The organism is Pseudooceanicola sp. LIPI14-2-Ac024 (assembly GCF_042188925.1).
In the GTDB taxonomy this organism is placed as follows: Bacteria; Pseudomonadota; Alphaproteobacteria; order Rhodobacterales; family Rhodobacteraceae; genus Pseudooceanicola.
The window spans coordinates 1,095,524-1,109,135 of sequence record NZ_CP170102.1; the positions used below are offsets into that span (position 1 = coordinate 1,095,524).

12 protein-coding genes and 1 riboswitch are annotated in these 13,612 nt (G+C 69.6%); of the genes, 6 read left to right on the plus strand and 6 right to left on the minus strand.

Going from position 1 to position 13,612, the window contains the following annotated elements:
* Window positions 1-61: 61 nt before the first annotated feature.
* Window positions 62-883 (minus strand): TIGR00282 family metallophosphoesterase, encoded by an 822-nt coding sequence (locus ACE2AC_RS05315; protein WP_375691076.1) that lies wholly within the window; start codon window positions 881-883, stop codon window positions 62-64.
* A 390-nt stretch (window positions 884-1,273) separates the two neighbouring features.
* Window positions 1,274-1,420: riboswitch (FMN riboswitch) on the plus strand.
* A gap of 71 nt (window positions 1,421-1,491) precedes the next feature.
* On the opposite strand from ACE2AC_RS05315, the gene ACE2AC_RS05320 reads away from it, so the two are divergent.
* Complete coding sequence (locus ACE2AC_RS05320; RefSeq protein ID WP_375691077.1) at window positions 1,492-1,926, plus strand: 6,7-dimethyl-8-ribityllumazine synthase; 435 nt, start codon at window positions 1,492-1,494, stop codon at window positions 1,924-1,926.
* Window positions 1,927-2,037: 111 nt separating this feature from the next.
* Here ACE2AC_RS05320 and meaB read toward each other — a convergent pair whose 3' ends face one another.
* The gene (gene meaB / locus ACE2AC_RS05325; protein WP_375691078.1) at window positions 2,038-3,015 is read right to left on the minus strand and encodes a methylmalonyl Co-A mutase-associated GTPase MeaB; all 978 of its coding nucleotides are present in this window, start codon (window positions 3,013-3,015) and stop codon (window positions 2,038-2,040) included.
* Between the two features lie 94 nt (window positions 3,016-3,109).
* Here meaB and hrpB point away from each other — a divergent pair, with 94 nt between their 5' ends.
* Window positions 3,110-5,557: an ATP-dependent helicase HrpB gene (hrpB, locus tag ACE2AC_RS05330; protein ID WP_375691079.1), complete on the plus strand. Its 2,448-nt coding sequence runs from the start codon at window positions 3,110-3,112 to the stop codon at window positions 5,555-5,557.
* Between the two features lie 98 nt (window positions 5,558-5,655).
* Here the strand turns inward: hrpB and argF are convergent, their stop codons facing one another.
* From argF to ACE2AC_RS05350, 4 genes are all read right to left on the minus strand, one after another.
* Window positions 5,656-6,582, minus strand: coding sequence for an ornithine carbamoyltransferase (argF, locus tag ACE2AC_RS05335; protein WP_375691080.1), 927 nt, complete (start codon window positions 6,580-6,582; stop codon window positions 5,656-5,658).
* A gap of 58 nt (window positions 6,583-6,640) precedes the next feature.
* Window positions 6,641-7,816: an aspartate aminotransferase family protein gene (locus tag ACE2AC_RS05340; RefSeq protein WP_375691081.1), complete on the minus strand. Its 1,176-nt coding sequence runs from the start codon at window positions 7,814-7,816 to the stop codon at window positions 6,641-6,643.
* 190 nt (window positions 7,817-8,006) lie between these two features.
* Complete coding sequence (locus ACE2AC_RS05345) at window positions 8,007-8,498, minus strand: GFA family protein (RefSeq protein WP_375691082.1); 492 nt, start codon at window positions 8,496-8,498, stop codon at window positions 8,007-8,009.
* Between the two features lie 28 nt (window positions 8,499-8,526).
* Window positions 8,527-10,677 (minus strand): primosomal protein N', encoded by a 2,151-nt coding sequence (locus tag ACE2AC_RS05350; RefSeq protein WP_375692071.1) that lies wholly within the window; start codon window positions 10,675-10,677, stop codon window positions 8,527-8,529.
* A gap of 139 nt (window positions 10,678-10,816) precedes the next feature.
* Between ACE2AC_RS05350 and fsa the strand changes: the two genes are divergently transcribed.
* From fsa to ACE2AC_RS05370, 4 genes are all read left to right on the plus strand, one after another.
* Complete coding sequence (gene fsa / locus ACE2AC_RS05355; protein WP_375691083.1) at window positions 10,817-11,470, plus strand: fructose-6-phosphate aldolase; 654 nt, start codon at window positions 10,817-10,819, stop codon at window positions 11,468-11,470.
* A 25-nt stretch (window positions 11,471-11,495) separates the two neighbouring features.
* Window positions 11,496-11,843, plus strand: coding sequence for a YigZ family protein (locus ACE2AC_RS05360; protein ID WP_375691084.1), 348 nt, complete (start codon window positions 11,496-11,498; stop codon window positions 11,841-11,843).
* A gap of 119 nt (window positions 11,844-11,962) precedes the next feature.
* Window positions 11,963-12,673: a DUF484 family protein gene (locus ACE2AC_RS05365; RefSeq protein WP_375691085.1), complete on the plus strand. Its 711-nt coding sequence runs from the start codon at window positions 11,963-11,965 to the stop codon at window positions 12,671-12,673.
* The gene (locus ACE2AC_RS05370) at window positions 12,670-13,590 is read left to right on the plus strand and encodes a tyrosine recombinase XerC (protein WP_375691086.1); all 921 of its coding nucleotides are present in this window, start codon (window positions 12,670-12,672) and stop codon (window positions 13,588-13,590) included. The genes ACE2AC_RS05365 and ACE2AC_RS05370 overlap by 4 nt, the downstream gene beginning before the upstream one ends.
* Window positions 13,591-13,612 lie beyond the last annotated feature (22 nt).

Below are 13,612 nucleotides of genomic sequence, written 5' to 3' on the forward strand. Positions count from 1 at the left end.
AGCGCCGGGTTGACCCGGCGACCCCGTCCCGGACGCGCTGCGCAATCCGCGGGCGCCCCGGTCAGACCGGCGCGGGGCCCGCCTGCACCAGCCGCCCGCCGTGGCGCACCATCTCGATACGGGTGGCCTTGCCGGTGCGGTCGTCGGTCTCGACGTAGAGGCCCGACAGCGTCGCCTCCCCGGCGGCGGGCTGGAACCGGCCCTTGCCCATGCCGGTGATGAACCGGCGCATCGGCTCTTCCTTGTCCATGCCGATGACGCTGTCGTAATCGCCGCACATGCCCGCGTCGGTCTGGTAGGCGGTGCCCTTGGGCAGGATCATCGCGTCGGCGGTGGCGACATGCGTGTGCGTGCCGACGACGACCGAGGCACGGCCGTCGCACCAGTGCCCCATTGCCATCTTCTCGCTCGTCGCCTCGCAATGCACGTCGACCAGGCTCGCCTGCACCATGCCGCCGCGCGGATGCGCCTTGAGCACGGCCTCGATCTGGCTGAACGGGTCCTCGAAGGCGCGCTTCATGAAGACCTGGCCCAGCACCTGCGTCACCAGCACCTTGCGGCCCTGCGTCGCCTCGAACACGCCAAAGCCGCGGCCCGGCGCGTTCTTGGCGAAATTGACCGGCCGGATGATCCGCGGCTCGGTCTCGATGAACTGCATCATGTCGCGCTGATCGAAGGCGTGATCGCCCAGCGTCACCACGTCCGCCCCGGCATCCAGCAGCAGCCTGGCGTGATCCGCCGACAGCCCGGCGCCGTTGCTGGCGTTCTCGCCGTTGACCACGACGAAATCCAGCCGCCATGCCTCGCGCAGGCGGCCCAGGTGCTCGGTCACGGCGGCGCGCCCGGCGCGGCCCATGACATCTCCGAGGAACAGAAGTCTCATGCGCCGTGACTAGTGCGCAGGCGCGCAGGGGGCAAGCGGAAGTGGCGCGGATGCAGGGATGCGGCGCGGCGCACCGCGCCCGCCGACACCCGACTGCCCCACGGAACTCGTCACGCCCGTCCCGCCCCCAACCGCCACGGCCACCTCCCGCCCGTAGGGTGCGTGCTCGCACGCACCACCGCTCCCCCGACACCCGACTGCCCCCCCGGAACCCGTCACACCCGCACCGCTCCCAGCCGCCACGGTCATCACCCGCCCGTAGGGTGCGTGCTCGCACGCACCACCGCCCCCCGACACCCGAACGCACCACCGCCGCCCCGACACCCCCGCCACCCATGCGAAATCCCGTCCCGCCCCACTGGACTCCCCGCACGCCCCGCGACACTCTGCACCCGTTCTCAGGGCGGGGCGGAATTCCCCACCGGCGGTGATCGGGCCACGGCCCGTCAGCCCGCGAGCGCCCTCCTCCCGGAGGGGTCAGCAGACCAGGTGCGATCCCTGGGCCGACGGTCACAGTCCGGATGGAAGAGAACGTCGCAGCACGGCCCCCGCGGCCGCGCCGCGCGTGATCGCCTTGGGTGACGTGTCACTATCGAAAGGAGATCACGATGACACACGCCCGCTATGCCTTCGTCAAAGCCAACTGGCACGCCGATATCGTCGACCAGGCCGTCGCCGGCTTTACCGAGCTCATTCCCGCTGCGCAGGTCGATGTCTTCGACGTGCCCGGCGCCTTCGAGATGCCGCTGCTGGCCCGCGACCTCGCCCGCACCGGGCGCTACGCCGCCGTGACCTGCGCCGCCTTCGTGGTAGACGGCGGCATCTATCGCCACGACTTCGTCGCGCAGGCGGTGGTCAACGGGCTGATGCAGGCCGGGCTGGAAACCGGGGTGCCGGTCCTCTCTGTCTCGCTCACCCCGCACCAGTTCCAGGAGACGGCGCATCACACCGCCATCTACCGCGCGCATTTCGTCGAGAAGGGGCGCGAGGCCGCCCGTGCCGCCCTCGCCGTCACCGCCCGCCGGGCCGAGATCGCGGCCTGACCCCGGGCCGGGCGGGGTCACACTCGCCCGGTCCCGCGCACCCGCCGGAATGCTGCGCTGCAGTACCGACGTGATACCGACGCAATACCGACGTGATACCGACGTGCCTTTTCAGCCCCTTCCGAGGCTCTCCAGCATCTCGCGCGCCGCCGCCGCCGGGGCGGCCTCGCCCAGGGCGACGGCCTCGGCCAGCGCCGCCATCCGCGCCTTCGCCCCACCCTCGTCGAGCCGGGCGAGTAGCCCGTGGCGCACCTCTTCGCGGAACCAGAACCGCGCCTGGTCGGCCCGGTTGCGCGCGAAATGCCCGTGCGCGCGGCGCCAGTCCACCAGCTCCGACATCGTCTCCCAGGCGCCTTCCAGCCCCTGCTCCTCGATCGCGGACACGGTCATCGCCTTGGGGTAACCTTCTGGATCCTGGGGCCTTTTCCGCAACAGCCGCAGCGCACCCGCGTAATCCGCGCAGGTCCGGGTCGCGGTTTCCTTCAGCGCGCCGTCGGCCTTGTTCACCAGGATCAGGTCGGCCATCTCCATGATGCCGCGCTTGACCCCCTGCAATTCGTCGCCGCCCGCCGGCGCCAGCAGCAGCACGAAGAGGTCGGTCATCTCAGCCACCATGGTCTCGGACTGGCCGACGCCCACGGTCTCCACCAGCACCACGTCGAACCCCGCCGCCTCGCAGAGCGCCACCGCCTCACGCGACCGTCTCGCCACCCCACCCAGTTGAGATTGTGATGGAGAAGGCCGGATGAAGGCATTGGGATCGCGGGATAATTTCTCCATCCGGGTCTTATCGCCTAGGATCGATCCGCCCGACCGGGCCGAGGACGGATCGACCGCCAGCACCGCCACCCGCAGCCCTTGTCCGGTCAGCATCATGCCGAAGCTCTCGATGAAGGTGGACTTGCCCACCCCCGGCGTACCGGAAAGCCCGATCCGCACCGCTTCGCGCCCCGAGGCCCGCAAAAGCTCCATCAGCTCCGCCGCCATCTCCCGGTGATCCGCCCGGCTGCTCTCCACCAGCGTCACCGCCCGGGCCAATGCCCGCCTGTCGCCCGCGATCACCTTCTCGGCCAGTTGCCCGATATCCATCCTGTCCTCCGCTCCGACAGCCTGAATGCCCGCCAAGCGCCCCCAAGTCCAGACCCGCATGGACGCCGCGCCCGCGCTGCCGCATAACCGCCCCATGACGACACCCCGCCTGCCCATCGACGCCGCATTGCCCGAGCTGACCGCCGCGCTCCGCAGCCGCGGCCGCGCGGTCCTGCAGGCGCCCCCCGGCGCGGGCAAGACGACGAAGGTGCCGCTGGCGATGCTCGAGGCCGGGCTGACCGCCGGCCGGATCGTCATGCTGGAACCTCGCCGCCTCGCCGCCCGCGCCGCCGCCGCGCGCATGGCCGAGACGCTGGGCGAAAAGCCCGGCGAAACAGTGGGCTACCGCATCCGGGGCGAGGCGAAGGTGTCCCGGGCCACCCGCATCGAGGTGGTGACCGAGGGCATCCTCACCCGGATGATCCAGTCCGATCCGGAGCTGTCGGGCGTCGGCGCGGTGATCTTCGACGAATTCCACGAACGCTCGCTCAACGCCGATCTCGGCCTCGCCTTCTGTCTCGAGATCGCGGGCGCCCTGCGTGACGACCTGGTCCTCGTGGCCATGTCCGCCACCCTCGACGCCGCGCCCGTCGCCGCCCTCATGGACGCGCCGCTGATCACCTCCCAAGGCCGCATGTTCCCGGTCGTAACCCGCTGGCTCGACCGCCCCGTGCCCAAGGGCACCCGCATCGAAACCGCCACCGCCGAGCTTGTCATCCGTGCGGCGGCTGAGACCACCGGTGGCATCCTCGTCTTCCTGCCCGGCGAGGGCGAGATCCGGCGCGCCGAGGCGCTGCTGAAGGACCGCCTGCCCGCCGATCACCACATCCGCCCGCTCTTCGGCGCGATGGACTTCGCGGCGCAGCGCGCCGCGATCCGCCCCGAGGTCTCGGGCCGCAAGGTGGTGCTGGCCACCTCGATCGCCGAAACCTCCCTGACGATCGAGGACATCCGCGTGGTGATCGACGCAGGCCTCGCCCGCCGCGCCCGCTTCGATCCCGGCGCCGGGATGGCCCGCCTCGTCACCGAACGCGTCACCCGGGCCGAGGCCGAACAGCGCCGCGGCCGCGCCGGCCGGGTGGCCGAGGGGACCTGCTACCGCCTGTGGACGAAAGGCGAGGAAGGCGCGCTCGCCGCCTTTCCCCCCGCCGGGATCGAGGCCGAGGACCTCGCGCCCCTCGCCCTCGACCTCGCGCTCTGGGGGGCCGAACCCGCGGCGATGCCCTTCCTCACCCAGCCCAACCCCGGCGCCTATGCCGAGGCGCAGGCGCTCCTCAACATGCTGGGCGCGCTCGATGCCGCGGGCACGATCACCGATCACGGCCGGGCGCTCGCCGCCATGCCGCTGCACCCGCGCCTTGCCCACATGCTCCAGCTCGGCGGGCCCGAGGCCGCGACTCTGGCCGCCCTGCTGGCCGACCGCGACATCCTCTCGCGCGAGGCGCCGCTGGACCTCGCCCTCAGGGTCGAGGCCGCCCGCGATCCCGGCCGGTTCCAGCGCGAGCGCGGACTGACGGTGCACCGCGCGGGCCTCGACCGGATCAGGCTCGAGGCGAAGCGCCTGCGCACCGCCGCCGGCACGCCGGCCCGCCGCTACGACACCGCCGAGCTGGCCGCGCTGGCCTATCCCGACCGGATCGGCGTGCGCCGCCCGGGCGACGCCCCGCGCTTCCTGCTCTCGGGCGGCAAGGGCGCGGTGATCGACGCCCACGACCCTCTGGCGGGCCAGCGCCTGATCGTGGCGACCGACCTCGACGGCGACCCGCGCGAGGCGAAGGTCCGGCAGGCCATCGCGATCACCGAAAGCGCCCTCCGCACCCTCTTCGCCGACAAGGTCGCCTGGACCGACAGCTGCGACTGGTCCCGCCGCGAGCGCCGCGTGGTGGCGCGCCAACAGGAACGGCTCGGCGCCATCGCCCTCGACGACCGGGTGTGGATGGATGCCCCGCCCGAGGCCGTCGCCCGCGCCATGCTCGACGGCGTGCGAGAGCTGGGTTTCCCCGCGCAGGAGGCCGCCCGCCTCTTCCGCGCCCGCGTCATGCTGGCCCGTGCGGGTGGCATCGACCTGCCCGACATGTCGGACGAGGCGCTGATGGCGACGCTGGAGGACTGGCTCCTCCCCCACCTCTCGGGCGTGAAGACGGCGGATCAATGGCGGCGCTTCGACCTTCTGCCCGCCCTGCGCGGCATGCTCGACTGGGACCGGCAGCAGGCGCTCGACCGCGCCGTGCCCGCCCGCTTCACCACGCCTCTGGGCCGCGAGATCGCGATCGATTACTCCGGCGAGACCCCTTCGATCGAGCTGCGCCTGCAGGAACTCTTCGGCCAGACCACGCACCCCACGGTCGCGGGCCAGCCTCTGCGCATCGCGCTCCTCTCCCCGGCGGGCCGCCCGGTGCAGGTGACGATGGACCTGCCCGGCTTCTGGGCCAGTTCCTACGCGGATGTCAGGAAGGACATGCGCGGGCGCTACCCGAAACACCCCTGGCCCGAGGACCCCACGCAGGCCGATCCGACGCTCCGCGCCAAGCCGAGACGTTGACGGCGGCGCATCACCGTCTCTTCATCTTGCCGAAAATACTCCCGCCGGAGGCATCGCGGGGGCCGCAGGCCGCCGCGATCCCCCTTGCCGGCCCCGCCTCAGACCCCGAGGCACCAGCGCATGACGGCCTTCTGCGCGTGCAGCCGGTTCTCGGCCTCGTCGAAGATCACCGATTGCGGGCCGTCCATGACCGAGGAGGTCACTTCTTCGCCCCGGTGCGCCGGCAGGCAGTGCATGAAGAGCGCCTGCTCGCCCGCCGCGGCCATCAGGTCGTCGTTGACCTGGTAGGCGCGCAGCAGGTTGTGCCGCCGCTCGCGGGTCGACTGGGCGTCATGCATCGACACCCAGGTGTCGGCCACGATGAGGTCGGCCTCGGGCACCGCGCGCCAGGGGTCGCGCTGGATGGTGAAATCCACCCCCTTCTCGCGCGCCCGGTCGACGTAGTCCCGGTCGGGGTCCAGCTGTTGCGGGCCCGAGAAGGTGAGCGAGAACTCGAACTGCTCGGCCGCGTGCAGGAACGAGGCAAAGACGTTGTTGCCGTCGCCGACCCAGACCACCTTCTTGCCCTTTATCGAGCCCTTCTTCTCTTCGAAGGTCATCATGTCGGCCATGATCTGGCAGGGGTGCGAGCGGTCGGTCAGACCGTTGATCACCGGCACTGTGGCGCATTCGGCCATCTCCTGGAGCACCGCCTCGTCGAAGGTCCGGATCATGATCAGGTCGACATAGCGCGACAGCACGCGGGCGGTGTCGCCGATGGTTTCGCCATGACCCAGCTGCATGTCCTGGCCGGACAGCACCATCGTCTCTCCTCCCATCTGGCGCACGCCGACGTCGAACGACACGCGGGTCCGGGTCGACGGCTTTTCAAAGATCAGCGCGACCATGTGGCCCTTGAGCGGCTGCTCGTCGTCGGGCGCGGCCTTGGTCCGGCCGAGACGGGCCTGCTTCATGCTCTGCGCATGGTCGATCATGTGCCGCAGGTCTGCGGGGGCGGTGGTGTGGATGTCGAGGAAATGGTTCATGGTATCGGTCTCTGTGGCGCCGCTTGCCGGCGGCGCCCTGTCCTTTCGGGATGTGCTCTCAGGCGGTCTGGACGGCCAGCGCGGCCTTGTCGAGGCGCGCGACCGCCTCGGCGATCTCGTCGTCGGTGATGGTCAGCGCGGGCAGCAGGCGGATGACGTTGTCGGCCGCCGGAACGGTGATGACCTCGGCACTGTAGCCGGCCTTCACCACGTCGGCGTTCGGCGCCACGCATTTCAGGCCCAGCATCAGGCCCTGGCCGCGCACCTCCTCGAAGACGCCGGGATGAGTTGCCACCAGCCCCTCGAGCTTCTGGCGGAAGAGGCCGGCCTTGCGGTTCACCTCGGACAGGAAGACCGGGTCGGAAACGGTTTCCATCACGGCGAGGCCGACGGCACAGCCCAGCGGGTTGCCGCCGTAGGTCGAGCCGTGGGTGCCCGCGGTCATGCCCGCGGCCGCGTTTTCGGTCGCCAGCACCGCGCCTAAGGGGAAGCCGCCGCCGATGCCCTTGGCCACCATCATGATGTCGGGGGTCACGCCGGTCCATTCATGGGCAAAGAGCCGCCCGGTCCGGGCGACGCCGCACTGCACCTCGTCAAATATCAGCAGCGTGCCGGTCTCGTCGCAGAGGGCGCGCAATTCCTTCAGGAACCCGTCGGGCGCGGCGTTGATGCCGCCCTCGCCCTGGATCGGCTCGATCATGATGGCCGCGGTCTGCGCGCTCATCGCGGCCTTGACGGCCGGGAGATCGCCGAAGGGCAGCTGCCGGAAGCCCGGCAGGAGCGGGCCGAAGCCCTTTACCATCTTCTCGGTGTTCACCGCCGCGATGGCGGCCGAGGACCGGCCGTGGAAGGCGCCGTGGAAGGTCAGGATCTCGACCCGGTCGGGCGCGCCCTTCTCGTAGTGGTACTTGCGCGCCATCTTGACGGCGAGTTCGCAGGCCTCGGTCCCCGAGTTGGTGAAGAAGACGGTGTCGGCAAAGGTCGTCTCGACCAGCTTGTCGGCCAGCGCCTGCTGTTCGGGGATCTCGTAGAGGTTCGACAGGTGCCAGACCTTGCCGGCCTGCGCGGTCAGCGCCGCGATCAGCTTGGGGTTGGCATGGCCGAGCGCGTTCACCGCGATGCCGGAACCGAGGTCGAGGAATCGGCGGCCGTCCTGTTCGATCAGCCAGGAGCCTTCACCCTTTTCGAAGTGAAGCGGCGCGCGTGCATAGGTCGGCAGGACGGACGGGATCATGTGGATATCCTCAGGATTGGAGAGCCATGACAGAGCATGAGGCTCGGGACCAAGTCAATGTGAAGAGAGGTGTTACGGGGGATGCGCGACAGGCGCGCAAGGATCACGGGACGTCAGGCGCGGCGGCGTCGACGTCGGATGGGCGCGGAAAGGGTGGCCTTGGTGATCATGGGCGGCGCTATAGCGGGGATCATGACCGAAGGGAAGCGGTTTGTGCGCCGCCCTGCCCGGCCCATGCGGCGTAGTCTGCCACCAGCCCAGGAAAGTTGGCGGGGTCGGGAAACCCGGCATAGCTGTGCGGTGCGGGCGTCTCGGCCCAGGCCAGTTTCTCGGCGGTGACGGTTTCGATGAAGGGCCGGAACCACGCCGTGTCGTCGAAGAGCGTCGGCCGCACGTTGACGAAGTCCGGTGCCATCGGCATGCGCGAGAACATCCATGTCATGCAGTCGGGGCAGAAATAGTGGTGGATGTCGCTGTGCCTGGCGCCGCCGATGATGGGATCGCCCTCGGTCACGCGGAAGAGGTCGGGGCGGAACATCGCGGTCAGGGCAAAGGCGCTGCCGCTCATCCTCTGGCAGCCCTCGCAGTGGCACGCGGCGGTCATGAAAGGCGGGCCCGCCACCTCGATCGTGGTGGCCCCGCAGCGGCATTCCCCGGATTTCGGCCAGTCGGTGGTGGTCATCGCGGATCCCCTTTTGCCCGCGAGTGTTTCAGAAAAAGCTCTGGGGGTCGATATCGACGGACAGGCGGAAATCCTTGGGCAGGGTCAGCGGCGCCAGCCACTTGGCGATCGCGTCCTGCAGCGCCGCGCCCTTCGGCGCCTTGACCAACAGCCGCACCCGGTGGCGGCCCCGGATGCGGGCGATCGGCGCCGGCGCCGGGCCAAAGACCTGCCCGCCGACCGCGCGGACCGCGCCATCGTGGCGGGCCAGCTCGGTGCCGATGCGCATCGCCTCGGCCGGGTCTGTGGAATTCAGGATCAGCCCGGCCAGGCGGCCATAGGGCGGCATCCCGATGACGCGGCGCGTCTCGGCCTCGGCCTGCCAGAACGATTCCTCTTTCCCGGTCAGGATGGCGCGGATCACCGGGTGGTCGGGCTGGTAGGTCTGCAAGAGCGCGGTGCCCGGCCGTTCCGCCCGGCCGGCGCGGCCCGACACCTGGCGCATCAGTTGGAAGGTCCGCTCCGCCGCCCGCAGGTCCGAGCCCTGGAGCCCGAGGTCCGCGTCGATCACGCCGACAAGGGTCAGGAGCGGGAAATTGTGACCCTTTGCAACCAGTTGCGTGCCGATGATGAGGTCCGCGGCACCGGCGGCGATCATCTCGATCCGTTCCTTGAGCGCGCGGGCAGATCCGAAGAGATCGGATGACAGCGTGGCGATCCGCGCATCGGGAAAGAGCGCCTGCGCCTCTTCGGTCAGCCGCTCGACGCCCGGCCCGATCGGAGCCAGCTTGCCCTCGGCCTCGCAGGAGGGGCACGCGTCCGGCATCGGCTTGGTCTCGCCACATTGGTGGCAGACGAGGCGCTTCTGGAACCGGTGTTCGACCATCGCCGCGTCGCAGTGATCGCAGCCGATCTGCTCTCCGCAGGCGCGGCAGAGCGTCACCGGCGCATAGCCGCGCCGGTTGATGAAAAGCAAGGCCTGCTCGCCGTTTGCAAGGCGATCTTCAACCTGCTTCTTAAGTGTTGGGGAAATCCAGCGCCCGCTTTCCAGCCGCTCGGACCGCATGTCGATGGAACGCATCTGTGGCAGCACCAACTCACCGAACCGCGAGGCGAGGTCGACACGGGCGTACTTCCCCGCCTCGGCATTGGCCCAGCTTTCCAGCGACGGCGTGGCCGAGGCCAGCACAACCTGCGCGCCGCAGAGCGAGGCCCGCAGCACCGCCATGTCGCGGGCGTTGTAGAGGACGCCGTCCTCCTGCTTGTAGGAACTGTCGTGTTCCTCGTCGACGACGATCAGGCCAAGGTCGCGGTACGGCAGGAACAGCGCCGACCGCGCGCCCACCACCAGCTCCGCACCGCCCTGGCCGACCATCTTCCAGATGCGCCGCCGTTCGGTCATCGTCACGCCGTGGTGCCATTCCGCCGGCCGCGCGCCAAAGCGCTGCTCGACCCGCGAGAGAAACTCGGCCGTCAACGCAATTTCCGGAAGCAGGACAAGGGCCTGCCGCCCCTTCCTCAGGCATCGGGCGACCGCCTCCAGGTAGACCTCGGTCTTGCCCGACCCGGTGACCCCCCGCAGGAGCGTCGTGCCGTACCGCTCTGCCTCGACGCCCTCGGAAATGCGGTCGGCGGCGGCCTGCTGATCCTCGGTCAGCGCCTTGCCGGGGCGGTCTGCATCCAGCCGCGGGAATGGCACGTCGCGCGGCGCGGCCTCTTCCCGGACGGCGCCCGACTGCACCAGCCCCTTCACCACCGAGGACGAGGCGCCTGCCTCGTCGCAAAGCTCCTTGAGCGTGAAGGCCGCCCCGCCATGCGCCTCGAGCACGTCAAGGACGCGGGTCCGCGCCTCGGTCATGCGGGGCGGGTCCGCGTCGCCGCGGCGGTAGACGCTGCGCATCGACGGCGGATCGGTCAGGCCGGGTGCGCGGGTCGCCAGACGCAGCATCGCGGGCATCGGCGTCAGCGTGTAGGCGGCGGACCGCGCCAGGAACTCGCGCATCTCGTCGCGCATCGGGGCGACGTTCAGCACCCGGGTCACGGGCCGTATCTTCGACAGGTCGAAATCGCCGCGTCCCCGGCCCCAGACGACCCCCACCACCTGCCGCGGGCCAAGCGGCACCTGCACGAAGGCGCCGGTCACGCAGCCGCCTTCGGGCGCGCGGTAGTCCAGCGTGCGGTCCAGCGGCTGCGTCGTCATCACCGCGACCAGCTCGCCCTCGTGAAAGTGGTGAGGATCGGTCAACAAGGCTCCTTCCCGCCCCTACGGCCGGGGTTTCGGAGTGACAGCTTATCGGCTAACAAGCGGCCAAAGTCCAACCCGCCAGAGGAGCTGGCCCATGAAATTCTTCGTCGACACCGCCGACATCGACGCGATCCGCGAGCTGCACGCGCTTGGCATGGTGGACGGGGTCACCACGAACCCGTCGCTGATCATGAAATCCGGCCGCGACATCAAGGAAGTCACCAAGGAAATCTGCGACCTGGTCGACGGTCCCGTCAGCGCCGAAACCGTGGCGCTGGACGCCGACGGCATGATCGCCGAGGGCCGCGAGCTGGCCAGGATCGCCGACAACATCACCATCAAGGTGCCGCTGACCTGGGACGGGCTCAAGGCCTGCAAGGTGCTCAGCGACGAAGGCCGGATGGTCAACGTGACGCTCTGCTTCAGCGCGAACCAGGCGCTGCTGGCGGCCAAGGCGGGCGCGACTTTCATCAGCCCGTTCATCGGGCGGCTCGACGACATCAACCTCGACGGGATGGACCTGATCCAGGACATCCGGATCATCTATGACAACTACGGCTTCGAGACGCAGATTCTCGCCGCCTCGATCCGGTCGGTGAACCACATGTCCGAGGCCGCCAAGATCGGCGCCGACGTGGCCACCGCGCCGCCGAACGTGATCAAGTCGATGGTGAACCATGTCCTGACCGACAAGGGCCTCGACGCCTTCATGAAGGACTGGGCCAAGACCGGTCAGAAGATCCTCTGATCGCTGCCCCCGGCCCCTGACTCCGATGCTGGTCTTCGAGAACATCATCAGCGACCGGGGGTCACGCTATGCCGTCTCGGGCGGGCCCTGCGCCACGCCCGAGGAGGCGGCCGCGTTCCTCAGGGAATTGAAGCGGCGGAAGAAGTTCGCGAAGGCCACGCACAACACCTGGGCCTGCGTGACCGGCGCCGGCCCGCTCAAGAACGACGATGGCGAAAGCGGTGCGGGCATGCTGATCCTGCAGATGCTGGAACGCGAGGGGCTGACCGATCACATCGTCGTCGTGACCCGTTGGTATGGCGGGAAACACCTGGGCGGCGACCGGTTCCGCCATGTGCAGGACGCGGTGCGCCACTACCTCGACCAGCTCTGACGCGCCTCCGGGCACTATGGCAACACTTCGCCGAACCGCCCGGAAACTGCCCCGGTTTTTCCGGGATCTCGCCCATAGGCTTTGCTAAACTCGGCCCAAGCAAAAAAACGAAGCAGGCCATGAGCAGCACACAGATGAAGATCGAGGATGATCTGCGCGCGCGGATCATCGACGACCCCGACGTCATCCTGAACGACCACGACGTCATGCGGGCCCTTGTCGCCGCGAACGAACGCGCGATGGGGCACAATGTCGTCGACCTGCGCGGCATCGCGATGGAACGGCTGGAATCACGGCTCGACCGGCTGGAGGACACCCACCGGTCGGTGATCGCCGCCGCCTACGAGAACCTTGCCGGGATGAACCAGGTGCACCGCGCCGTGCTGCGGCTGCTGGACCCGACCGATTTCGAAGGCTTCCTGCGCGATCTCGGCGGCGAGGTGTCCGGCATCCTGGGCGTCGATTACATCCACCTCGTGCTGGAAACCCAGCAGGAAGAGGAAGACCCCGCCGTCCAGCGCCTGGGCCAGGTGCTGCGGGCCGTCCCGCCCGGTTTCATCGCCGCCTACATGAACCAGGACCGCCGCGCACCGAAGCGGCAGGTGGTGCTGCGCCAGATCGGCCACGGCCTGCCCGAGGTCTATGCCGGTAACGCCCACCACATCCGGTCCGAGGCCTGCCTGCGGCTCGATTTCGGCGCCGGGCGGATGCCGGGGCTGCTGGTCATGGGGTCCGAGGATCCGCACCTCTTTTCACCGCAGCAGGGCACCGACCTGTTGTCGTTCTTCGCCAGCGTCTTTGAGCGCACCATGCGGCGCTGGCTGCAATGAGCTTGATCTCGCCCGCCGCGCGCGATGCGCTCCAGGCCTGGCTCGACCACGAGCGGGCGCTGAAGGCGGCGAGCGAGAACACCATCACCGCCTATTCCCGCGACCTGGCCGATTTCCTGGCCTTCATGGGCGAGCACAAGGGCGCGGCGCAGGGGCTGGGTCCGCTCAAGCAGGTGACCACCGGCGACATGCGATCGTGGATGGCCTTTACCCGCGGCCAGGGCGTCGGCGCCCGGTCGCTGGCACGCAAGCTTTCGGCGGTCAAGACGTTCTACCGCTGGCTGGCCGAACGCGAGGATTTCGATCCGACCGCCGTGCTGTCCGCCCGCGCGCCCAAGTACCAGCGCAAGCTGCCCCGCCCCCTGCCCGAGGACGCCGCGCTCAGGATGATCGAGACGGTGGCCCTGCAATCGACCGAAACCTGGGTGCAGGCCCGTGACGTGGCGGTGGTGACGCTGCTTTATGGCTGCGGGCTGCGGATCTCCGAGGCGTTGTCGCTGACCGGCGCCGACCTGCCGCTTGGCGGGTCGCTCAGGATCACCGGCAAGGGCGGAAAGGAACGGGTCGTGCCGCTGATCGCCCCCGCCCGGCAGGCGGTCGAAGCCTACCTGGCACTCTGCCCCTACCCCTGTGAAAAAGCCGATCCCCTCTTCCGCGCGCTGCGCGGCGGCCCGCTGTCCGCCCGCGCGATCCAGAAGGTGATGGAGGCGTCGCGCAACCAGTTGGGCCTGCCCGCGACCGCCACGCCGCACGCGATGCGGCATTCCTTTGCCACGCACCTGCTGAACGCGGGTGGCGACCTGAGGGCGATCCAGGAACTCCTGGGGCACGCCAGCCTCTCGACCACGCAGGCTTACACCGCGGTCGACACCGCGCGGCTGATGGAAGTCTACGCCGCAGCCCATCCCCGCGCCTGAACGCCGTCCCGGGGCCCGGTTC